The 22,664-nt window shown below is 61.2% G+C and carries 15 protein-coding genes; 9 read left to right on the top strand and 6 right to left on the bottom strand.

Annotation, left to right across the window (positions count from 1 at the left end; genetic code table 11):
• The first annotated feature begins 11 nt into the window (after nt 1–11).
• The 3 genes from AB1781_02625 (at nt 12) to AB1781_02615 (ending at nt 2,229) form a co-directional block, all read left to right on the top strand.
• The gene (locus AB1781_02625; GenBank protein ID MEW5703467.1) at nt 12–548 is read left to right on the top strand and encodes a PAS domain-containing protein; all 537 of its coding nucleotides are present in this window, start codon (nt 12–14) and stop codon (nt 546–548) included.
• 21 nt (nt 549–569) lie between these two features.
• Nucleotides 570–1,007 carry a hypothetical protein gene (locus AB1781_02620; GenBank protein MEW5703466.1) on the top strand — a complete coding sequence of 146 codons (438 nt, stop codon included), beginning with the start codon at nt 570–572 and terminating at the stop codon, nt 1,005–1,007.
• Nucleotides 1,008–1,098: 91 nt separating this feature from the next.
• The gene (locus tag AB1781_02615) at nt 1,099–2,229 is read left to right on the top strand and encodes a type III PLP-dependent enzyme (GenBank protein MEW5703465.1); all 1,131 of its coding nucleotides are present in this window, start codon (nt 1,099–1,101) and stop codon (nt 2,227–2,229) included.
• 5 nt (nt 2,230–2,234) lie between these two features.
• Here the strand turns inward: AB1781_02615 and AB1781_02610 are convergent, their stop codons facing one another.
• The gene (locus tag AB1781_02610; protein MEW5703464.1) at nt 2,235–2,825 is read right to left on the bottom strand and encodes a hypothetical protein; all 591 of its coding nucleotides are present in this window, start codon (nt 2,823–2,825) and stop codon (nt 2,235–2,237) included.
• Between the two features lie 188 nt (nt 2,826–3,013).
• Nucleotides 3,014–4,366 carry a M48 family metalloprotease gene (locus AB1781_02605; GenBank protein ID MEW5703463.1) on the bottom strand — a complete coding sequence of 451 codons (1,353 nt, stop codon included), beginning with the start codon at nt 4,364–4,366 and terminating at the stop codon, nt 3,014–3,016.
• A gap of 67 nt (nt 4,367–4,433) precedes the next feature.
• On the opposite strand from AB1781_02605, the gene AB1781_02600 reads away from it, so the two are divergent.
• Together AB1781_02600 and AB1781_02595 are read left to right on the top strand one after the other, a co-directional pair.
• Entirely contained in the window at nt 4,434–6,125 is a 1,692-nt protein-coding gene (locus tag AB1781_02600; protein ID MEW5703462.1) for a gamma-glutamyltransferase, read from the top strand.
• 12 nt (nt 6,126–6,137) lie between these two features.
• Nucleotides 6,138–7,286, top strand: a complete 1,149-nt coding sequence (locus AB1781_02595; GenBank protein MEW5703461.1) for a pyridoxal phosphate-dependent aminotransferase — start codon at nt 6,138–6,140, stop codon at nt 7,284–7,286.
• Nucleotides 7,287–7,308: 22 nt separating this feature from the next.
• Here the strand turns inward: AB1781_02595 and AB1781_02590 are convergent, their stop codons facing one another.
• Nucleotides 7,309–9,408, bottom strand: a complete 2,100-nt coding sequence (locus tag AB1781_02590; protein MEW5703460.1) for a ribonuclease E/G — start codon at nt 9,406–9,408, stop codon at nt 7,309–7,311.
• 467 nt (nt 9,409–9,875) lie between these two features.
• On the opposite strand from AB1781_02590, the gene AB1781_02585 reads away from it, so the two are divergent.
• From AB1781_02585 to prfB, 3 genes are all read left to right on the top strand, one after another.
• Entirely contained in the window at nt 9,876–11,081 is a 1,206-nt protein-coding gene (locus tag AB1781_02585; protein MEW5703459.1) for an N-acetylmuramoyl-L-alanine amidase, read from the top strand.
• 57 nt (nt 11,082–11,138) lie between these two features.
• A complete protein-coding gene (locus AB1781_02580) occupies nt 11,139–13,613 on the top strand; it encodes a penicillin-binding protein 1A (protein MEW5703458.1) in 2,475 nt (824 codons plus the stop codon).
• Between the two features lie 33 nt (nt 13,614–13,646).
• A protein-coding gene (gene prfB, locus AB1781_02575) for a peptide chain release factor 2 (GenBank protein ID MEW5703457.1) occupies nt 13,647–14,787 on the top strand; the annotation gives its coding sequence in 2 pieces (ribosomal slippage) (nt 13,647–13,715 and nt 13,717–14,787; 1,140 coding nt in all).
• Here prfB and bcp read toward each other — a convergent pair.
• Entirely contained in the window at nt 14,784–15,248 is a 465-nt protein-coding gene (gene bcp / locus AB1781_02570; protein ID MEW5703456.1) for a thioredoxin-dependent thiol peroxidase, read from the bottom strand. The two genes, prfB and bcp, sit on opposite strands and share 4 nt — an antisense overlap.
• Nucleotides 15,238–18,234, bottom strand: a complete 2,997-nt coding sequence (locus AB1781_02565) for a bifunctional [glutamine synthetase] adenylyltransferase/[glutamine synthetase]-adenylyl-L-tyrosine phosphorylase (protein MEW5703455.1) — start codon at nt 18,232–18,234, stop codon at nt 15,238–15,240. The genes bcp and AB1781_02565 overlap by 11 nt, the downstream gene beginning before the upstream one ends.
• A 50-nt stretch (nt 18,235–18,284) precedes the next feature.
• Here AB1781_02565 and AB1781_02560 point away from each other — a divergent pair, with 50 nt between their 5' ends.
• A complete protein-coding gene (locus tag AB1781_02560) occupies nt 18,285–21,377 on the top strand; it encodes an AsmA-like C-terminal domain-containing protein (GenBank protein MEW5703454.1) in 3,093 nt (1,030 codons plus the stop codon).
• Here the strand turns inward: AB1781_02560 and tyrS are convergent.
• Nucleotides 21,374–22,642, bottom strand: coding sequence for a tyrosine--tRNA ligase (gene tyrS / locus AB1781_02555; protein ID MEW5703453.1), 1,269 nt, complete (start codon nt 22,640–22,642; stop codon nt 21,374–21,376). The two genes, AB1781_02560 and tyrS, sit on opposite strands and share 4 nt — an antisense overlap.
• Nucleotides 22,643–22,664 lie beyond the last annotated feature (22 nt).

Here is a 22,664-nt window from a genome sequence, read left to right as displayed (position 1 = left end):
AGGAGGGCAAAATGTCGGAAACAGTAAGACCCGCGGAATCGGGTAAGAAAACCGGCGAAACGAACGTCGAGAGAACCCAGCCGGCTCCGGAACGGCGGCCTGGCAAGGAACGCCGTCTTGTTCTTCGCCTGCTGGATTACTGGCGGGGAATCACGGGGGATCGTTCCTACCCTTCGCTCAGCGATATTCGTTCCGACGATATCGCCGACATGTGGCCCTACTGTTTTATTCTAGACGTGAGCGAGGACGAACAGAACCCCATCCTGCGTTACGTGGGTAAGGAGCTGATTGCATGCTACGGAGCGCCTTGTGAGAATCTTCACGTCTCGGAGCTTCGGAAAAGCAGCCTGCTCGAGCGGGCGAGCTGCTACGTCAAGGAAGTGCTGCGCAAGGGCGTTCCGATTTCCTACGGCGACAGCTTTAAGAGCGTCGAAGGCGAAAGCGTCTTGTGTCGAAGCATCTTGCTGCCGCTCAGTGATGATGGCGAGGCGATTTCGCTCGTCCTTGGCGGCACAAACTATATGAAGAACCCGAAACATGGAGAATAGAATCCGTTTGGGTGATGGCGCATGATCGTCAGCTATGAAATTCATACCTTTGTAAACGGCGAATGGAAGATCGATTCGATTTTCGATAGCCGTAGCCTTGCGCTTTCGGAAGCTCGCCGCATCGACGAGGGCCGCCGTTACAGCGCCGTTCGAGTGATCGAGGAAAGCTTCGACGAAGCGACGCAAAGGGTCAATTCGCGGACCATCTTCCGCGGCAGCAAGATCGACGAAGAAAACGCGGAGACCCTTGAGCGCAAACGCCAGGCGCGCACCGATGTGCAAGCCAAACTTGCCGAGAGGAAAGTCCAGAAGAAGCAGGCGGAAAAGCGCGCCATCATCCAGAAGGAGCAGAAGCGCTTCAAGGGCGCGGTTGTTCTAACCTTTCTGAAGGTTATGGGCCTTGTTGTCCTGGGCGCCGGGCTCATCGTCGGCATCCGCTACTTGGCGACGCAACTTTAACCGCCCGCCAAACAGAATTCCCGCTTGGCATCTGGGCTCAATTTCATTAAAAGCCGTCCGCTGTTGCCTCCCAGCTGCGGGACGACTTTTCATGTCGGAAAAAATTCTTCGGTTTCTCGCGGAACAACGGCCGGATTTGCCTTGTCTCGTGGTTGATCTTGATGTCGTTGCGGAGAAATACCGCGCGCTTAAGAGGCTGGCGCCGAATATCGCCGTTTACTATGCCGTGAAGGCGAACCCAGCCCCCGAGGTTCTTTCGCTGCTGGCCGGCCTCGGCGCCGGGTTCGATGCGGCAAGCGTTCCCGAGATACGGGCTTCGCTCGCTGCCGGCGTTTCGCCGGAACGGATTTCCTACGGCAGCACGATCAAGAAGCGATCCGAGATTGCCGCGGCCTTCGATCTCGGGGTTCGTCTTTTTGCGTTCGACAGCCAAGGTGAACTCGAAAAACTTGCCGCCGTCGCCCCCGGCTCCAAGGTTTGTTGCCGAATCTGGGTTTCGGAAAGTGGGGCCGACTGGCCGCTCACGCGGAAATTCGGGTGCGACTTCGAAATGGCGTATGATCTTTTGCGCGAAGCAAGGGAACTTGGCGTTATTCCCTACGGCGTGATGTTTCACGTTGGCTCGCAACAGACGAATCCTGCGCAGTGGGAGCCGGCGATCGCCACCGCAGGGCGGCTTTTCGAACGCTTGCGCGCGGCGGGAATTTCTTTAAAGCTGCTCAATCTTGGCGGCGGCCTTCCGGCCCGCTACCGTGCCCACGTGCCGCCGGTCGAGGCCTATACGAACGCCATCAAGGAGTCCATCGCGCGTCACTATACGGAAGGATTGCCGGAGCTCATGATCGAACCCGGTCGTTACATCACGGCGGAGGCCGGCATCATCCAGAGCGAGGTGGTGCTGGTGGCGAAGAAATCCAAAACCGACACCGTCCGTTGGGTTTACCTGGATATCGGAAAATTCGGCGGGCTCGCCGAAACGATGGACGAGGCCATCGCCTATGACATCCGCACGCCGCACGACGGCGGCCCGGTCGGCCCGGTGATCCTGGCCGGCCCAACCTGTGACGGCGTCGATATTCTCTACCAGAAGACCCATTACGAGCTGCCGCTTAACCTTGCCGCCGGCGACCGGGTAGAGCTTCTGGCAACCGGCGCCTATACGACGACCTATTCAACGGTTGGGTTCAACGGCATACCGCCGCTTAAGGCCTATTACATCTGACCCCTTTACCGCCCAAGGTCGAGATCGGCCAGATAACCGGCCAAGGGCATCGGCGAGGGGGCCGGCAGGAACGCGATGAAGACGACTCGCGCCTCGGCCAAGCGATCCTCCGGCCAGAAGCGGCGATAAATCGATTCCAGATCGGCCGCCTCCAGCCGCCATTGGCCGACGTCCTCGTATTCCTTTCTGAACGCGACGCAAGGGACGGTGCAACCCGGGCGAAGGCCGATAGCGTCGTCTCCGTGCGGCGGGTCGGTGGTCTGCCATTCCCAGACAAGATCGACCAGCCGGTCATGAGGGGGAACGCCTACCACCGTCCATGGCGCTGAAGATGCGTTCTCCTTCTCCGGTCGGCCGCCCAGGAAGCCCACGCGCAGCCGAAGCGGGTTGCCGGCCGGCGCCGCGGCACTGGAAAGGTGCGGAATGTTCGCGTTTGAAAGGGTGGTTTCCAGGTACCAGGCCCACCGCAGATAGGGGGCGGCCATCAGGGGGCTATCCAGCCGGCGGCTGGCGAAGGCGTGGCCCGCCGTCGAATCGACCTTCACGGCCGGGATGCCGTCCTTCGTCATGAAAGCAACGCCGGAGCTGGCCGTCATCGGGTCTGGCAGCCAGTCGCCGGGGAGACCGGCTTGGGCGAAGCCAGGCGACGGGCTGGGAAGTTCCGGCCCGGATGCGCAGGCGGCTGGCAGAAAAGCGCTAAGGGTAAGAAGCGGGAAGATAAGGGGGCGAAGACTATCCGCCGCGTTTTTTTTAGGCCGGCTTCCACCATGCCCGCCCGCCGGGTTCATGGGTCGGGCAGCGTGTTTGCTGCAATCTTGATATCCTGGGCTCGAATCCAGCCGGGCGACCCGCGGTCCAATATTTTTTGGGCGCGGGTTGCCTGCTGAACGGCGGTCACCTTGTCGCCAATCGAGATCGCCTCTTCGGCAAGCGAAAGGGCGCTCATCCCAAATTCCTGATCGCGCCCGTAGCCGATGGCAAGCAGGCGCCAGAGTTCCGGGTTGTCGCGCTCCCGGTCGGCGGCATAGAGAAGGTTTCCCATGGCGGAACGATTCTGGAGGACGTCTCCGGTCTCAAGCTGGATATGGGCAAGCCCTATCCGCAGCAGAACGGATTCGGGCGCAAAACGGACGGCTTCCGTATAGGAAGACAACGCTTCCGCGAGGCGGCCATTTTCGAACAGCATCTGGCCGCGCAGCTCGTGAAAATAAGGATTCGTTGGTTCTTCCGCGATCAGGTCGTCGATCAGCGGCACCGAGCGATCAAGCTCGCCCCGCCGATAATAGGCGACGGCCCGCGCATAACGGGCCGCCTCGCTCGTGTCTTTTTCCGGGTAGCGCTTGAGGACGGTCCGAAACGGCTCCATGAATCCGATAAGCTTCGCTTGCATGCGTTCGAAATCGCGTAAGCCTTGCGGCGAAAGCGGACTCTCCGGGGGCGCGCTTTTTTGCAGGACATGGTTGCGGACGAAATCCACGCGATCGCGGGTCAGGGGATGCGTTCGCACGTAAGGGTCCCGGCGATCCGAATTCAGGGGATCCTGCTTCTCGAGAATTTCCAGAAATTCCAGAAACCCCTTAGCGGATGTACCTGTTTTATCGAGATAGCCAAGCCCGGCCTGGTCTGCCGCCGCTTCCTGGCCTTGACTGAATTGGAGAAAACCGCGTGTCGCCACGCTGCTTCCACCGGAAAGGATGGCGGTTGTCGCGTCCCCGCTGCCGGACGCGATCCCAGCGCCTATCCCCAATAGCACGGCAAGCAGCATTTGCGTTCCGGCGTTGCGCATGGCCTCCTGACCGCGTATCAAATGGCCGCCTGCGATGTGTCCCGTTTCATGGGCGATGACCCCCATCAGCTGGCTGGCGTTGTCCGCCCGCATCAGGAGACCGGTATTGAGAAAAAGATGCTGACCGCCGGCGACGAAGGCGTTCAGGGTTGGGTCGCTGACAAGGTGGATCTGAACCGCCGCCGGGTCGAGTGCCGCGGCCTCGAACAGTGGCGTAGCGTAGCCTTGGATGATACGTTCGATTTCAGCGTCACGAATAAGACTTATGCGCTGCTGGGCCCAACTCTCCGGCGCCCAGCCGACGGTACAGACTAGAATTGCGCTGACGAGGCAGATGAAACGAAAAAACACTATGCGATCTCCAGCCCCTGAGCCTAAACGTAGGCACAGAGGTCTCTACCGTCAATATGGCGTCCTTTTGCTTATTCTCTGCCTTTTTTTCGCACTTGGGGCGTGCGAATTTGGCAGCGGTCAGACGCCGGAGTGGCTGGAACAGTTTGAAAAACCACGGGAAGCCCCAAAGGACGCCATCGCTCCCCGTCTCCTTGCAAACCTCGACAACGCCTTTTTCGGAGCGGTCGTTGCGGACGAGCCGCTTGCAACCCTGGCCGCCAGAAACGTGCTGGCGGCTGGCGGTACGGCGGCGGATGCCGCGGTTGCGCTCTATTTCTCGCTGGCCGTCACCTATCCATCGGCCGCCGGCCTTGGCGGCGGCGGCATCTGCGTCGTCCATGACCCGGAAAACCAACAGGTCGTGGTTCTCGATTTCCTGAAACCGCTTCCGGCGCGCTCCGATCTTGAGCCGGGTCTCGTCCCCGGCAACGTGGCCGGGATGGCCGCTCTGCATCTGCGCTACCGGGGCAAGGAATGGGGCGACCTTCTGCTGCCGGCGGAGGAGTATGCGAAGAACGGGGTTCGCGTCTCGAGAGCGCTGGGGCAGGACCTGGCACGCGATTCCACGCGCTTGCTTGCCGATGCAGAGGCCCGCCACCTGTTCGCAAATTTCGAGGGGACGATCCTGCACGAGGGCGACCGCCTTTCTCAGCTGGAACTTGTCAGCACACTGAAGCACGTTCGTTCGCTGGGGCCGGCCTCCTTCTATCAGGGCGCGATCGCTAGAAAACTGGTTGCCGCTTCCGCGACGGTGGGCGGGGTGCTCGATCACGCAGCTCTCGGCGGGTTGCGTGCCGAGTGGCAGTCGCCGCTTGCCACCCGCTTTGACGAGGAGACCCTATACACGGTCGACAGCACCGGCGGCCGCGTCGTCTTGCGCATGTGGGAAATGCTGACGCAAGGCGATCGTTACCGGAAGGCCTCGACGGACGATATTCCCCATCTTCTGGCCGAAGTCGGCATGCGGGCCTTTGCCGGAGCGGATGCCAAGGGGGGCCGGGAGGACTGGATGGCCGATTACGATCCGCGAAGCCATTTGCCGGTCGAGCGGTTGCCGTTTGCACCGATCAGCTATCCGGACGAAACGGCCACGACCGGTTATGTGGTTGTCGATCGAAAGGGCCTGGCGGTGCTTTGCGCGCACACCATGAATCGCCCCTTTGGCACCGGCCGGGCGATTCCCGGCACGGGCATTCTCTTCGCCGCCCCGATGGCGGCGGGAAGCGACATCGCGCTGGCGCCCGTTCTCGTGATGCGCCACATAGGCCGAATGCGCCTTTCCGAGCCGGACGCGAAGGAAACCGGGCTGCTGAAAATGCGCAAGGAGGATCCGCTGGATTACACGGAAGGCACGGCGCCGGCCTATACCGAAACGGAACCCATTTTTCTTGCCGTTCCCTCCGGCGGAGCGCCTTCGATCTCGGCGCTCGTCCAGGTTGCCGCGGAAACGCTGCTTGGCGGGCGCTCCTTGGCGGAAGCCCTGACTGCGGCCCGCGTTCATCATGCCGGTCTTCCGGACGCCGTTGCCGTCGAGGAAAAACTGAGCAGCGAAGGGCATGGAGGGCTTTTGGAGCGCAACCACCGGACGAAGGTCGTTGAAGCGCTCGGTCGCGTGAACGCGGTCGCCTGCCGCGAGGGCGTTCGTCTGGGGCCGGAGAATTGCGAGATCAAGAACGAGCCGCGCGGCTCGGGCGCCGGCCTCGGCACGGGGAGATAAGGAGGCGCGGAAGTGGTCTTGAAGGTCGCGAAACGCGGCGCGGTGCCACCTTTCATCGTGATGGATGTCCTGCGCGCCGCCAACACCCGCGAAGCGGCGGGCGAGGCCGTGCTGCACCTCGAGGTGGGCCAACCGGGGACCGGGGCGCCACGGCCCGTGATCGAAGCGGCGAAGGCGGTCCTTGGCAGCGACGCGCTTGGCTATACAGAGGCCCTCGGGATGCCCGCCCTGCGCGAGCGAATCGCAGCGCATTACAAGACGCGCCATGGCCTTGACGTGTCGCCCGAGCGCGTCGTAGTGACGACCGGCGCGTCCGGCGGGTTCCTGCTTGCTTTCTTGAGCGCATTCGATCCCGGCGACCGGGTCGGCGTCACGGAACCCGGCTACCCCGCCTACCGCAACATTCTTGCCGCCCTCGACCTCGTGCCGGTCCCCATCCGCGCGTTACCGGAAAATCGGTTCCAGCCAACGGTCACCGGGATCGAGCCGATCGCGGATCGTCTTGAGGGGATGATCCTCGCCAGCCCTTCGAATCCAACCGGCACCATGCTGGATGCGAACGCTCTCCAAGGTCTGGCGGCGTTCTGCACGGCGCGGGGTATCCGCCTCGTATCGGATGAGATTTATCACGGCATCACGTATGGGGAACCGGCTGCGACGGCGCTCGCGTACAATCCGGAGGCGATCGTCGTGAACAGCTTTTCCAAATATTTTTCGATGACCGGCTGGCGCATCGGCTGGATGGTGGTGCCGAAATCCCTTCTGCGTTCGATCGAATGTCTGGCGCAAAATCTTTTCATCTCGGCGCCGACGCTTTCCCAGCATGGTGCCCTGCGCGTTTTCGATTGTACGGACGAGCTCGATGCTTACGTTGCGGCTTATGCGAGAAACCGCGACCTGCTTCTAAAGGAATTGCCGAAGGCGGGGTTTAAAAGACTAGCTCCGGCGGACGGCGCTTTCTATCTTTACGCGGACATTTCTGGATTTTCGGACGATAGCGAGGGGTTCTGCCGTCGCATGTTGGAAGAAACCGGCGTCGCGACAACGCCTGGGATCGACTTTGACCCCAAGGAGGGAAACCGCTACGTTCGTTTTTCCTTCGCCGGCGCCGAAGCCACGATGGCGGAAGCCATCCACCGTCTGCAAGCCTGGCGGTCTTGAGGGCGAACCGAACAGGCCTCCTCTAAGCCGAGGAAGCCGCCTTTTCTTGCGGTTGATCGCCGCCAGTGTCCGTTTCGTTCGGCTGCTGGGTGGCGGTCTCTTGCGAAGCGGCGGTTTCTTGCGAAGCGGTTTTGGCACGGTTGCGCCGTCGCCCGCCGCGGCGGCCACGGCGGCGGCGCTTGCGAGGCTGTTCTTTGCCTTCTTTTTGTTCGGCTAGCGCTGCCTCGGCCGGCTTCGTTGCAGCTGGCGTTGCCTCGGCCGGCTTCGTTTCTACCGGCTTCGTTGCGTAACCCTCTTCTTTTGCCTGCTTTTCTTTGCCATCCCGGCGGCGGCGGGGCCGACGGCCTTCTTTTTCCGTCTCTCTTCCAGTCTTTTCGATCTCTCTTCCAGCCTTCGGCGCAATGACTTCCGCCCTTTCGCCGCCGGCCGACTTCAGGTGTTCCATCCGGAAGTTGGGCGGTATCAGGGCGTCGTCCCGCGCGACAACAACGCGGAAACTGTAACGTGCCTCGATCTCCGCCAAACGTTCCCGTTTTTGGTTGAGCAGATAGAGGGCGACATCCGTCGGCACATAAACCGTAACCTCGACGCTTCGTTTGCGAACACCTTCTTCCTCGATCGCCCGCAGGACATGAAGTGCTGTCGATTCCGTCGAGCGGATAACGCCGCTGCCGCCGCAATAGAGGCAGGTTTCGGAGCTTGCTTCCTGCAGGCTTGGGCGCAGGCGTTGGCGCGACATTTCAAGAAGACCGAAAGGACTGATTTTGCCGAGACGGATCCGCGCGCGATCCGTTCGCATGGCGTCCTTCAAGCAACGCTCGACCTGACGGCGGTGCTTGCTTTCCTCCATATCGATGAAGTCAACGACGACAAGGCCCCCAAGATCGCGCAGGCGGAGATGGCGGGCGACTTCCTCCGCCGCTTCCATATTCGTTTTCAGCGCGGTTCCTTCGATGTTGCGTTCCCGCGTTGACCGGCCGGAGTTCACGTCGATCGCAACCAAGGCCTCCGTCGGGCTGATCACGACATAACCGCCGGACTTGAGTTCGATTCGCGGGCTGTGGATTTCGTCAAGCTCGGCCTCGACCTGATAGCGCTGGAAGAGGGGGATGTTGTCGGGGTCTTTGTAGGGTTGAACGTTCTTGGCATGGGAAGGCATCAGCGTCCGCATGAACTCCTTCGCCAGGCGGTAGCCTTCCTCGCCGTCAACGAGAATTTCCTCGATGTCCTTGTGGTAGAGATCGCGAATGGCTCGCTTGATGAGGTTCGCTTCCTCATAGACCAGTGCCGGCGCCGTGGATTTCAGCGTCAATTCCCGGACCTGGTTCCAGAGCCGGAGCAGGTAGTTTAGATCGCGCCGGATTTCCGCCTTCGTCCGTTCAAGTCCGGCGGTTCGCAGGATGACCCCCATGCCCTTCGGAATGGAAAGGTCCTTCAGGATATCGCGCAGGCGCTTGCGGTCGCCCTGACTCGTGATCTTGCGGGAGACGCCGCCGCCGCGGGCCGTGTTCGGCATGAGCACGCAATAGCGGCCGGCCAGCGACATATAGGTCGTCAGCGCCGCGCCCTTGTTGCCGCGCTCTTCCTTGACGACCTGGACGAGCAGGATTTGCCGACGCTTGATGACTTCCTGGATTTTGTAAGTGCGATGGGGGCGGCTTCGCCGGGCCATTTCCTCCAGCTCGTCGCCGCCAACGGTCTCGACATGTTGGGCGGATTCTTCGCCCGGCGTCGATGGCTTCGCAATGTCCGGTTTGGCGGGATCGTCGGTTTCGGCCGGCGTCGGAGACCGAGGCCCCGTTTCCGTCCGTTCCTCAGCACCTTCCGATTCGTGGATCGCCGCTTCTTCCTCGAGCAGCACCCGGCGGTCGGCGATGGGAATTTGATAATAATCCGGGTGAATTTCGTTGAAGGCAAGGAACCCATGTCGGCCGCTGCCATATTCGACGAACGCCGCCTGCAGGGACGGCTCAACGCGCGTTACCTTTGCGAGGTAAATATTGCCTTTGAGTTGTTTCTTGGTGGAAGTTTCGTGATCGAATTCTTCGATTCGATTGCCGTCCAAGATGACGACCCGAGTTTCCTCCGAGTGCGTCGCATCAAGCAGCATACGCTTTGCCATTCGGCAAAAACTCCACGCCATTTCAAGCTTTCGTGCGATGGCGAAAGCGGAAAGGGCGAATCTGCGAAATCGACGGCGCCTGCGCTCTTACCCGTCGAACGCCAACCACCAAGGGTCAGGACGGGGCCGCTTCCGGCAGCCAACCCATAACAGGGTCTGGCCGATTCCTAGGTTCAACTTTTTCTCGCAAAACCTTGACGCCGCTGCCGGCTGCCGGGAAATTGGTCGAATAGGGCCCCGGTTAGACCGGCCACCGCGCCCTCGTCACGACCGGCTTGAAACCAAAATCGGGACGAACGGCTTTGCGATGCATCGCAGAAACGAACATACGCTGCCCCCGGGCGATTCATCAAATGGATTATTCAACTCATTGAAAAATATATATCTTCTTGAAAAATTTCCGGATTTATGGCAAGGAGCCGACCAGAAACTGCGACAAGTTCGCGAGATATGGTATGGAAAGCTTCATGCGAACTCTAGATGTGGTGAGGCGTCGCGTGAAGGGCTTGGCGTTTCTGCTCCTGATGGCTGGCCTTTGGTGGCCGGGGGTCTCGCTTGCGGCGCCCGAGGTCGTCGGCTTGCGGACCGGCGAACATCTCGGCATGACCCGTTTTGTTCTCGATCTTTCCAAGAAGGTGGATTTCCGGGTTTTCACCCTTTCGAATCCGTATCGGATCGTCATCGATTTTCCGGAAATGGATTGGAAGATCCCGACCGAGACGGCCAGCCAGGAAAAGGGCCTGATCCAGAGCCTTCGCTATGGCCTTTTCACGCCGGGAACCTCGCGCGTCGTTCTCGACGTCGCAAAACCGGTCGCGGTGAAGCAGGCCTTTCTCCTAACCCCGATCGGGCCGCACGGTTACCGCTTCGTTCTCGATATCGGAGAGACCAGCAAGGAAGTCTTCGTTGATACCAGCGAAGCGGCCGCCCTGTCGGCACCGTTGCAGGCGACCGCACCCGTCGCGCCGCCGCCCGTGCCGCAAGGAACGTCGAAGCCGCTTATCGTCATAGATCCGGGCCATGGCGGGGTGGATCCGGGTGCCTTGAGCCGTTCCGGCCTTCTCGAAAAGAGCGTCACCCTGGATGTCGCCAAGGCCTTGAAGGCAGAGCTGGAGGCGACAGGGCGGTATCGGGTGATGCTGACGCGGGAGCGGGATATCTACATACCGTTGCGCGAGCGCGTGGCAATCGCCCGCCGGGCCGGTGCCGACCTTTTCCTTTCGCTGCACGCGGATTCCCATCCCAACCGCCGGACCCGGGGGGCTTCCGTCTACACGCTCTCCGAACAGGCTTCCGACAAGGAGGCGGCGGCCATGGCCGCCAGGGAAAACAAGTCGGATATCATCGCGGGCATGGATTTTTCGGGGGCCGACCCGGTGTTGACCAATATCCTGATCGATATTGTCCAGCGAGACTCGTTGAATTCGTCGCTCAATTTCGCCAATTTACTTGTTCAGGAGATGGGCAAGGCCACGCGTCTCGTTCAGAATACGCGCCGTTCGGCCGGGTTCGCGGTGCTCAAGGCGCCGGACGTTCCCTCGGTCTTGGTGGAGATGGGTTACCTTTCGAATCGCGAGGAAGAGAAACTTCTGCAGGATTCGGGGCACCGTTCCCGACTGGCAGCCGCCGTTACGACGGCGGTCAAGCGGTTCTTCAGTGAACGGCATCTCTAGGCTATAAAGGTCACTCTTCCCATCGGGTTCCAGCCGATGGCGTGGAATAGCAGGCGAATGGTGCGCACATTTTTTAATTTGATCGTCATCCTCGCCTTTGTGGGGATGCTCGGTTTTGCGGTTGTCCTTGGTGTTTTCTTTTATTTTGGAAGAGGACTTCCGGACTATCAGCAGTTGGCTGATTACGAGCCGCCGACCGTTACGCGTTTTCACGCGGGGGATGGGCGCTTGCTTGCCGAATACGCCGTCGAAAAGCGGGTTTTCGTGCCCGTGAAGGCTATCCCAAAGCGGATCGTCAAGGCGTTTCTCGCCGCCGAGGACAAGAATTTCTATCAGCACCCCGGCGTCGATTTTTTGAGCGTTGCCCGGGCGCTGATCGACAACCTGTCCCATCTGGGCCAGGACCGTCGGCCGCAGGGCGCCTCGACGATCACCCAGCAGGTTGCCAAGAATTTCTTGCTGACGAACGAATTAAGCCTTGATCGCAAGATCAAGGAGGCGATTCTCGCCTTTCGCATCGAGCGAGCCTTTTCAAAGGACCGTATCCTCGAGCTTTACCTGAACGAAATTTACCTCGGCTTCGGTTCCTACGGGGTGGCGGCGGCGGCCCTCAACTACTACGACAAATCCCTCGATGAACTTTCAATCGCAGAAGCCGCCTATCTTGCGGCGTTGCCGAAAGCCCCGAACAACTACCATCCCATTCACCGAACCGAAGCGGCAACGGCGCGGCGCAACTGGGTCGTCGCGCGGATGGAGGAGGAAGGATTCGTCAGCCATTCCGAAGCGAAATCGGCGAAGGCGTCGCCTCTTGTCGTTGCCAGCAAGCGCCGGGCGGCCGACTTCGCGACGGCGGATTTCTTCGTCGAGGAAGTGCGCCGCGCGCTGTTTGAGAGTTACGGCGAGGCAGGGCTGTATCACGGGGGGCTTTCCGTTCGCACGACGCTCGACCCCAAGCTTCAGTGGATAGCGGAGGACACGTTGCGGGCCGGCCTCCTCGCCTATGATCGCCGTCATGGCTGGCGCGGCCCCATCGCCAAAATCGAACGGGAGTCGACCTGGCCGCAACTGCTGGCCGCCGTGCCCGCGCCGAAGGGGCTTGGCGAGTGGCGGCTCGCCGCGGTGTTGAACCTGGATGCGGACGCGGCATGGATCGGTTTTGCCGATGGCGGCCTGGGCAAGATTCCATTCGCGAAGATGCGGTGGGCGCGGGCGTGGTTGAAAGGCGAATATCTCGGCCCCAAGGTGGAAAAACCCTCGGACGTGCTCGCCGTGGGCGATGTCGTTGCGGTCGAGGCCGACCGCACGCCGGAGGAAGGCGTAACCCCGCCGCCCGGCACCTACGCGCTTCGTCAGATTCCGGAAGTCGAGGGCGCCCTCGTCGCGATGGACCCCCACACGGGCCGAGTCCTTGCCATGACCGGCGGCTTCAGCTTCGAGAGATCGGAATTCAACCGGGCAACCCAGGCGCTCAGGCAGCCGGGCTCCGCCTTCAAGCCTTTCGTTTACCTGGCGGCGCTGGACGCCGGCTTTACGCCATCGAGCCTTATTCTCGACGCGCCTTTCGTGATCGACCAGGGGCCGGGCTTGGGCAAGTGGAAGCCGGAGAACTACGGCGAGAAATTCTACGGCCCCAGTACGATGCGCCTGGGCCTTGAAAAATCGCGCAACCTGATGACGGTACGTCTCGCCCAGACGATTGGCATGGAGGCCGTCGTGGACATGGCGAAACGCTTCGGCATTACGAACGCCATGCCGCCCACGCTTTCGATGGCGCTCGGCGCGGGCGAAACGACCTTGCTTAAGTTAACGAACGCCTACGCCATGCTGGTCAATGGCGGCAAGCGCATCCGGCCGGCTTTCATCGACCGCATCCAGGACCGTCACGGCGCGACGATTTTTCGGCAGGACGCTCGGGAATGCCGGGGGTGCGCTGTGACGCAATGGCTGGACGAGAGCGCGCGAGGGGGGGCGGAACCAACAACGAACGGCGTTCCATCGTTCGGCGAGGTGCCGGAATTGCCGGACACGAGCGAACGCGTGGCGGACTCCGGATCCGCCTACCAGATTGTCTCGATGCTCGAAGGCGTTGTCCAGCGCGGCACCGGACAGACCATCCGCGCGGTGGGCAAACCCCTCGCCGGCAAGACCGGCACGACGAATGACAGCATGGACGCCTGGTTTATCGGTTTCTCGCCCGATCTTGTCGTCGGCGTCTTCGCCGGGTTCGATACTCCGAGGTCCTTAGGCCCCCAGGAGACAGGCTCGCGCGTCGCCGCTCCCATTTTCCGGGGCTTCATGGAAGCGACGCTTCGCGGCAAGCCGGCCGTACCTTTCCGTATTCCGCCCGGCATCCAGCTCATTCGGGTGGATGCGCAAACCGGCCTGCCGGCCCGGCCAGGCGATCGGGGCATCATCCTCGAGGCCTTCAAGCCCGGCACCGAACCGAAGGCGGGCGGGCCGGTGTTGAACGGCAGCACCGGCGTCACCTCGCCGACCGTTCCCACGGACGGCACCGGCGGCCTATATTAAACCCTCTTACCATCGAAACGGAGCAACCGGCGCATGCGGTCCGAGATCGAAGCCTATGTCGAAGCCATTCAGCAGTCGCTCGGGCTGCTGAGGAGGCATCTTTGACTGGGAGAATGCCCTCAAGCGCTACGAGGCGCTGACTCGGGAGGCGGAAAGCCCAACCCTTTGGGACAACCCCGAGCGCGCCCAGAAAACTCTCAAGGGCCGGACGCGGCTTGGCGAGGCGATCGAGGATTGCCGCGGTATCGAGCGCGAGCTTGCCGATCACGTCGAACTGATCGCGTTGGGCGAGGCGGAAGGGGACGAGGCCGTCGTCAAGGACGCCGAGAAAGCCCTGGCCGCCTTATCGGTTCGCGCCGCCAAGCTTGAACTTGAGAGCCTGCTTTCGGGCGAGGCGGACGCCAACGACTGCTTTCTTGAAGTGCATGCCGGCGCCGGCGGAACTGAATCCCAGGATTGGGCCGAAATGCTGCTTCGGATGTATGTCCGCTGGGCGGAACGGCACGGCTACAAGGTGGAATGGCTGGAGGAAAGCCCAGGCGAGGAGGCGGGGCTCAAATCGGCCACCGTCCGCATCCTTGGCCTGAACGCTTTCGGTTGGTTAAAAGCGGAAAGCGGCGTTCATCGTCTGGTGCGGATCTCTCCCTTCGATGCCAGTGCCAGGCGGCATACGAGCTTCGCCTCGGTCTGGGTTTATCCGGTGATTGACGAATCAATCGCGGTTGAAGTCCTGGACAAGGATCTTCGGGTCGATACGTACCGTTCATCGGGCGCCGGCGGCCAGCACGTCAACAAGACGGACAGCGCCGTTCGTCTTACGCATCTGCCGAGCGGCATCGTCGTCCAGTGCCAGTCGAGCCGTTCCCAGCATCGCAACCGGGCGGAAGCGATGAACATGCTGCGCGCGCGTCTTTACGAGCTCGAACTCAAAAAGCGCGAGGAACAGGCGGCGGCAAAAGCATCGGAGAAGACGGAAATCGGCTGGGGGCATCAGATCCGTTCCTATGTGCTGCACCCCTATCAGATGGTGAAGGACCTGCGCACCGGGGTCGAAACCGGCAACGCACCGGCCGTCCTCGAGGGCAATCTCGACCCTTTCCTTTCCGCGTCCCTCGCCCAGCGTGTCGGAAGCGGCCGCCCGCCGGCCGGGGTTGAAGCGGAAAAACCACGCTAAAGGGCGTCGATCGCGGCTTGGATCTCTGTGACGTGGCCGGCGACCTTCACCTTGCGCCAGATGCCGCGCAAGGCGCCCTTCGCGTCGATCAGGAAGGTCGAACGCTCGATCCCCATGAAGCTCCGGCCATAGAGGCTTTTCTTTTTCCAAACGCCATAGGCCGCGATCGTTTCGCCTTTTTCGTCGGAGGCAAGCAAGAAGGGCAGCGCGTATTTTTCCTTGAACGCGTCGTGGCGGGCGGGACCGTCCTTCGAGACGCCGATGACCTCAACCTTTTTCCGCCGGAGGCCCGCGTAAGCGTCGCGAAAATCGCAGGCCTCTTTCGTGCAGCCGGGTGTCATGTCCTTCGGGTAGAAATAGAGAACGACTTTCTTGCCCCGCAGGCTCTTGAGGGAAAGCGTGCCGCCGCCGTCCGTGGGTAACGTGAAGTCGGGCGCTTTGTCGCCGATTTTAAGTGGCATGGGTTGATCCTTTTTCCTCTTTTGGTGGAAGCTGGCTTGCCGGCGCGGCAACCCATTCCGTGAAAAGCCGGTGAACGTTTTCCGCCGTCGTTTCGATTTGCGTCTTGAGCTCCGCGAAATTCTTGCACTCGGTGGCGCGGAGAAGGGCATGCCGCAGGCCTTCCGGCATGTCGTGTTCCTCGAACGCTTGGTTGAAGGAAAGCCTCAGGAGGCCAAGCAACCGCTGCCAGAACCGCGCCGCCGCAGTCAGTGTCTCGGCGGCTTCCGCCTCGACCAGCTTGGCCTTCCGCAGCCGCTCAAGGCTCTGCAGGGTGTTCGTGTCGCGAATCTCGGGGTGCTTCGCCAGATGAGTAAGCACCAGATATTGACAGAGAAACTCGACGTCGATCAGCCCGCCCGGGCGGTTCTTGATATCCCAGAAATGGGTACCGGGCCGCGCCGTCGCGATGCGGATGCGCATCTCGGCTATGTCGCGCAGAAGGGTTGCCGCCTCCATCGGCCGGTGAAGGGCTTCCGTGATGGCGTTCTCTGTCGTTTTGCGAAGGGCGGTTGGTCCGGCGATCGTGCGCGCCCGGGTTAACGCCTGGTATTCCCACGTCCAGGCGGCGCCTTGGAAATACACCCGATAAGAGGCCAGGCTCGTCGCGAAGGGGCCGGCGTTACCGGTGGGGCGCAGCCGCATGTCCACTTCGTAGAGGTTTCCTTCGCCCGTCATGGAGGTCAACGCGCTGTTCAATGCCTGGCCAAGACGTGCGAAATAGTGGCTGGCTGAAAGCGGGCGCGGGCCGTCCGACCGCTCCGTTCCTTCCGGGACGTCGTAGACATAGACAAGATCGAGGTCGGATTGGAACGTAAGCTCGCGTCCGCCCAGCTTCCCCATCGCAATAACCGCCATGCCGCCGCCCGCAAAGTGGCCATGGCGTGCCATGAAGTCTTTCTCGACGTATGCGAACAAGGCGGCCACGACCGTCTCGGCAACATCCGAAAGCGGTCCGCCCGCCTTGTCCGAAGGCAACAGATTGCGAAGGACCTGGACGCCGATACGAAATTTCCAATCGTTCGTCCACCGCCGCGAAAGGTCGAGAACATCCTGGAAATCGCGCGCCTGGTTGAGCGTGAGGCGAAGCTCTTCGGCCATTGCCTTCTTGTTCAGCGGCGGGGCAAAGAAGTCCGCTCCCAACACCGAATCCAGCAGGATCGAATGCCGGCTTAAATTTTCGGCCAGGCTTGGCGCGCTTCCCATAATTTCGGCGACGAGATCAAGGAGCGCCGGGTTCGCCTGAAAAAGCGAGAAAAGCTGAACACCGGCCGGCAATTGGGAAAGAAACTCGTCAAATTTCATGAAGGCGGCGGTCGGGTTGACCGTGCCCGCAAGCGCCTTCAACAAGGCCGGCATCAGCTCGGTCAGAATCTGGCGCGCGCGTTCGGCGCGGGTTGCGCGGTAACGGCCGTGATGCCAGCCGCGCACTACGGAAGCGACGTTTGAGGCATCTTGAAACCCAATTTTTTCCAGCGTTTCAACCGTGTCCGGATCGTTTTCGCCGCCGGTGAAGACAAGCTTGCCTTCTTCGGCGCCAAGCGCCGGCGATTCCTGGAAGAGAGCGGAGGAATGGCGCACGACGCGGTTCAGATGTGTGTGCAACTCTGTCTTGAAGGCGTCGGCGTTTGCGTAGCCAAGGAAGACGGCGACTTCCACGAGGCGTTCTGGCTCCTCGGGAAGCTTGTGGGTTTGCTTGTCCTCGATCATTTGCAGGCGGTGTTCGACCCGGCGAAGGTAGCGGTAGCTTTCGATCAGGTCCGTTGCCACCCGGGTCGCGATGCGTCCCGCTTTGGCAAGGGCAGAGAGCGCCTCGCAGGTTTTCTCAACCCGCAACTCCGGCACCCGTCCGCCCCAGATGAGTTGCTGGGTTTGGGTGAAGAGTTCGATCTCGCGGATGCCGCCGCGGCCAAGCTTTACGTTATGGCCAGCAAAGCCGATGGTGTGGCCGCCGCGATGAGTTTCGATTTGTCGCTTGATGGAATGGATGTCCTGGATCGAAGCGAAATCGAGGAATTTGCGCCACAGGAACGGCTGCAGGTGTTTCAGAAACGCTTCGCCCGCCTCCAGATCTCCGGCCACCGGGCGGGCCTTGATGAAGGCGGCGCGCTCCCAATTTTGACCGGTGCTTTCATAGTAGGCTTCGGCCGCCGCGACGGACATGGCGATCGGGGTGGCGCCAGGATCCGGCCGCAGCCGGAGATCCGTGCGGAACACATAGCCGTCCGGCGTTCGTTCCTCGATGAGCGTAACCAGCGAACGCGTCAGCCGTTCGAAGAAACGCTGAATGTCCTGCTCGCCCCGGTAGGTGAGGCGCTCCGGGTCGTAGAGAACGACGAGATCCACGTCGCTGGAATAGTTAAGCTCGTACGCGCCAAGTTTACCCAAGGCAAGCAGGACAAAGCCGGATCGCTTGGCCGGTTGCTCGGGCGCGACGCCTTCGATCTGGCCTTCTTCGATCGCGCCGCGCAGGAGGTGATCCACGGCAAGTTCAAGGGCGGTATCCGCGAACGCGCTTAAACGATCCATGACTTCCTCGGCCGTCCAAAGGCCTGCGATGTCGGCAAAAGCGACAAGCAGTGCGTTTCTTCGCTTCGCCACGCGAAGCAGGTGCTTCAACCCGTTGGTATCGCGCGAGTTAGAAGCTTCCTCCCGCAGTTGGCGGAGAAGCCGTTCGGCCACGATCTTCGGATCTTCCGCAAGGAGCGCCTGAAAGAAGGCCACCTCCTTCAGCAGGCAATCGCCGAGATAGGGGCTGTTGCCAAAAATGGCGTCCAAGACCTTGCGGCCGTCCGCGGTTTCGGCGAAGGCCCTTGCAAAAGCTTTCACCCCTGCATCGGATGCGCGAGCCGCCTGTTCGAGCCAATGCGTGCGCCCAAGCGTGGCGCGTTCGGCGCTGCCCGGTCGCGGCCAGGCGTCAGGATTGGACAAAAGGGGGGATTGCTGCATATTTTCTAGCCGTTTTCCGCTTCGCTGGGGATTTCTAACATGAGGCCCGAGTGATTCTCCGAATTTCGAGAGCTTTCTGCAAGATCATCGGCTTCATGGCCTTCGGCCTGATCGTCGCCGGGCTGGTGTTTGCCCTCCGCCTTTCGATCGCCCCGATCCCGCTGGATTTTCTGAAAGACAACGTGGAAGCTTCCTTGAGCGCGAAGGACGGCTCTTACCGGGTGCGCATGGATCGCCTGCTGCTGACCTGGGAAGGCATCGTCGGCGGCCTCGGGTTTGCCGTTGTCGGGGCGAAGGTCACGGACGCGGAAAACGCTGTCGTTGGGGAAATTCCAAAAGCCACCATGGGGCTCAGCTTCCGGGCGCTGGCGCGTGGCGTTCTGGCGCCCAAGCGGATTGCGGTGCAAAGCCCACTTTTCAAGCTGGTGCGCCAGCTGGAAGACAAGGCTGCACCCGAAGGGGCTGCCATCGGTGCCCTGGTGGCAAGTTTTTTCAAGCCGTCGGGTACGTCGGACTTCCTTGCCTATCTCAAGGAACTTCGGCTTATCGGGGCGGATGTCAGGATTGAGGATCAGAAGCTGGAAATTTCCTGGTGGCTTCCAAGGGTGGATTTGCACCTTCGCCGCGAGGAGGAGGGAGTTTCCGGCAGTTACGCGATTGAGCTTGAGATGAATGCGATACGCACCCGTTTCACCGGCGAGGTGAACTACGGCTATGCGGCCGAGAATTTTCGCGTAAGCGTACAGATTCGCGATGTCGTGCCGGCCATGTTCGCAATGGCGGTGCCGCTTCTCGACCAAGTGTCTGGCCTTCGGCTTCCGGTCAGCGGCAACCTAGATCTTTCCCTTTTTTCGGATGGGCGGCTCGAGGAAATCCGTTTCGATCTTTCAACCGGCAAGGGAGAAATCGTCGTTCCAGGTTTTTATGACGAAGGCCTTGAAATCGCCGCCGCGCGTTTGAAGGGAAAGATGGGTGGCGATTTCGAGCGGTTTGGTGTCGAGGAGCTTTTTGTCGATCTCGGCGGACCGACGCTTGCAGCGTCCCTGCAGAGTTCCGGAGACGGCGGGCGGCTGGAGGGCAGCGTCGAAGCCCGTCACGTGCCGGTGAACCACTTGCCGCGTTTGTGGCCGCAAGGAATGGCCGAAAACGCGCGGATGTGGATCGAGGGACACCTTTCCGGGGGCGCCGTTGAAAAGGCGCGCGCCGATTTTCAGGCGGTCATCGACTCGAAAAGCGACCCCGCCTTGCAGGTTGGCGCCGTCAGCGGCACGTTGGAATATTACGGCATTGACGTTGTATACGCCGAGGGTTTCCCGTCCGTTACGGGGGTTGGCGGGACGGCGACCTTCGATCTCGGGAATATGGATTTTGCAGTGACGGAAGGCGCTCACGAAGGGCTGAAAGTCACGTCGGGAACCCTCCACCTCTATGGGCTGGAAAACGGCGACGAACACGCCAAGATTGACCTTGCCGCCGAGGGACCGGTTCGCGGCGCTCTGGAGACGCTCGATCGTCCAAAACTTCGCTACCTTCAAAAAATGGGTCTTTCCGTGGATCGCTTCGATGGCGAGGCGGCGATCCTGTTGCACATCGCGTTTCCCTTGCTGAACGACCTGCGCCTGGAGGATGTCGAGGTTGCCGCCGAAGCCGAGCTTCGGAGGCTTTCCTTCAAGGACGCTATTCCCGGGGTGGATCTCAAGGAAGGCAATCTCCGGCTTAAGCTTGAAGGCGAGACGCTTGCCGTAGCCGGTGAGGCGAAGGTGGCCGGCGGCCCGGCCAAGGTCAGTTGGGAGGAAAATTTTTCCAGCAAGGCGGCCTTCGACAGTCGCTACACGCTACAGGGCAGGCTTGAGGAAACGCAGCGCGAGGCGTTCGGATTCTCCGGCGCTCCTTTTCTTTCCGGTCCTACGGAAACGAACCTTACCTATACGTCGAAAGGCGGCAAGGGCGCGTTGGCAATCGCTCTCGATCTCGAAGATTCAGCCCTTGCCATACCCGGGTTTACATGGACGAAGCCCGCTGGACGGCCCGGAAAGGGAAACATCCAGATTGATTTCGTGAAGGGAAAAATCCGGCGTATCCGCGAACTTGATATCACCGCCGATGGCCTGGATGCGAAAGGTACCTTTGCTTTTGCCGGCGACGGTAAAACGATCGAACGGGCAAGCATCGATCGCTTGAAATTCGGCGTCACCGATATTCAGGGAAAAGCCGTGCGCGACCCGGGCGGGCGATTCAACGTCAACCTGGTCGGTCGCGGATTCGATGCCGAGAAGTTGCTTGAACGCGAAAAGTCAGGGGTTGCCTTGCCTCCGCTCAGCCTTTCGGTTGCCATCGACCGCGTCCGCCTCGGTCCCGCCCAGCAGATCGACCGGCTTATCGGTTCCATGCAATACGATGGGAAGCGCTGGAATTCCATCCTTCTGGATGGCGAGTTCGAGAAACGCGGCACGATGAAGCTGGCCGTCCGTTCGGAAGGGAAGGTGCGAAAACTGGAGGTAATTTCGAAGGACGCCGGCGGCGCCGTTCTCGAAGCGTTCGGCATTCGGCGTAACCTGAAGGGGGGCGAGCTCGTGATCTCCGGCACCTTCCACGACGACGAAGAGCCGGAAGTGCCCTTGCGCGGGCGAATCAAGATGAAGAACTTTCAGGCCCTTAATACACCGCTGCTGGCAAAATTACTTTCCGTCGCCTCGCTTACCGGCATTCTAGATATATTGCGGGGAAAGGGCGTCGAGTTTACACGGCTCGATGTCCCCTTCACGGTCACGGATGCCTTTACCACAATCGAGCAGGGGCGTGCTTTCGGTTCCTCGCTCGGCATCACCTTCGAGGGCCAAATCAACAACGTCGAGGACAGCGTGAACGTGCGCGGCACGCTGATTCCGGCCTATACGATCAACAGCGTATTCGGACGAATCCCTTTGATCGGGGAAATCCTGGTCGGCGGCGAAGGGCAGGGCGTTTTCGCCGTCAGCTACAAAATCGAGGGGCCGGAGGAGGATCCGAACGTGTCCATCAACCCGTTGTCGGCGCTGACGCCCGGTTTCTTGCGCAAGTTCTTCGACGTCTTCGAGGAAGACACCGGAACCACTCCGCCGCCGCAACCCCGATCGCCATTGAAACCTGAGCCGCAGCCTTAAGGTCGACCGACGCGGACGAGGGCGTGGCGTTTCCTTCCGGCGCTGAGTTTGATGACGCCGTCTTTATCCAGGTCGTCGAGCGTGATCGGGGCGGTTTCTTTTTCCGGCGCGGTATCGTTCACGCGAGCGCCGCCGCCGCGGATCAGGCGGCGCGCCTCGCCATTGCTGGCGGCAAGGCCGGTGCGCTGGAAAAGCTCGAAGGCGGGGATGCCGGCTGCAAGCTCGGCCCTCGGCACCTCGATCGCCGGAAGGCCCTCGGCCGGCCCCCCCGTCTCGAAGGTTTCGCGCGCCGTTTCCGCCGCCTTCGCCGCCGCTTTCTCGCCGTGGCAAAGGGCGGTGACGGCGGAGGCGAGGATTTTTTTTGCTTCGTTGAGCTCGCTTCCCTGGAGGGTTTCGAGGCGGCGGACCTCGCCGAGGGGCAGTTCGGTGAACAGGCGTAGGAACCGGCCGACGTCCGCGTCCTCTGTGTTGCGCCAGTATTGCCAGTAATCGTAGGGCGAAAGTTTTTTGGCATCCAGCCAGACGCTGCCTTGGGCGGTTTTCCCCATCTTCGCGCCGGCGCTTGTCGTGAGGAGCGGCGTGGTGAAACCGAAAAGCTCCTGCCCTTCGATCCGGCGACCCAGTTCCACTCCGCTCACGATGTTGCCCCATTGATCGGATCCCCCCATCTGCAACCGGCAGTCGTGCCGCTTGGCAAGCTCGAGGAAGTCGTAGGCCTGCAGGACCATATAGTTGAATTCAAGGAAGCTTAGAGGCTGTTCCCGTTCGAGGCGAAGCTTGACCGATTCGAAGCCCAGCATCCGGTTGACGGAAAAATGGCGCCCGTATTCCCGGAGAAAAGGGATATAGCGCAGTTCCTCCAGCCAGTCGGCGTTGTTGACGAAGACGGCGTCCGCAGCCCCCTTGCCGAAAGCAAGAAAACGCTCGAAAACGGTACGAATGCCCTTCAGGTTGCTGGCGATTTCCTTGTCGCTCAAGAGCTGACGGGCCTCGTCCTTGCCGGACGGGTCGCCGACCTTCGAGGTGCCGCCGCCCATCAGCACGATCGGTTTGTGGCCGGCCTTTTGAAACCAGCGGAGCAGCATGATCGGCACCAGGCTTCCGGCGTGCAGGCTGTCGGCCGTACAATCGAAGCCAATATAGGCCTTCACCGGCGCCTTCGCCCGGAGCAGGGCATCCAGGCCTTCCAGGTCCGTGCATTGGTGCATGAACCCGCGTTCGATCGCGTTGGTCAGGAATTCGGATCGGGATTGGCTTTTCGCCATGGGCTTCGTCCTTGCCGGAAGT

The sequence above is a fragment of the Pseudomonadota bacterium genome, assembly GCA_040752895.1.
Taxonomy (GTDB): domain Bacteria; phylum Pseudomonadota; class Alphaproteobacteria.
The sequence above is the reverse complement of the archived record's forward strand: the minus strand, read 5'-3'. Positions and strand labels throughout refer to the sequence as shown.

Bases quoted from the DNA above. Each gene is read 5' to 3' on its own strand.
- AB1781_02615 (MEW5703465.1), top strand. From the start codon at position 1,099: ATGTCGGAAAAAATTCTTCGGTTTCTCGCGGAACAACGGCCGGATTTG.
- AB1781_02620 (MEW5703466.1), top strand. From the start codon at position 570: ATGATCGTCAGCTATGAAATTCATACCTTTGTAAACGGCGAATGGAAG.
- AB1781_02610 (MEW5703464.1), bottom strand. From the start codon at position 2,825: ATGACGGCCAGCTCCGGCGTTGCTTTCATGACGAAGGACGGCATCCCG.
- bcp (MEW5703456.1), bottom strand. From the start codon at position 15,248: ATGCCACTTAAAATCGGCGACAAAGCGCCCGACTTCACGTTACCCACG.
- AB1781_02580 (MEW5703458.1), top strand. From the start codon at position 11,139: ATGGTGCGCACATTTTTTAATTTGATCGTCATCCTCGCCTTTGTGGGG.
- AB1781_02625 (MEW5703467.1), top strand. From the start codon at position 12: ATGTCGGAAACAGTAAGACCCGCGGAATCGGGTAAGAAAACCGGCGAA.
- AB1781_02585 (MEW5703459.1), top strand. From the start codon at position 9,876: ATGCGAACTCTAGATGTGGTGAGGCGTCGCGTGAAGGGCTTGGCGTTT.
- AB1781_02565 (MEW5703455.1), bottom strand. From the start codon at position 18,234: ATGCAGCAATCCCCCCTTTTGTCCAATCCTGACGCCTGGCCGCGACCG.
- tyrS (MEW5703453.1), bottom strand. From the start codon at position 22,642: ATGGCGAAAAGCCAATCCCGATCCGAATTCCTGACCAACGCGATCGAA.
- AB1781_02590 (MEW5703460.1), bottom strand. From the start codon at position 9,408: ATGGCAAAGCGTATGCTGCTTGATGCGACGCACTCGGAGGAAACTCGG.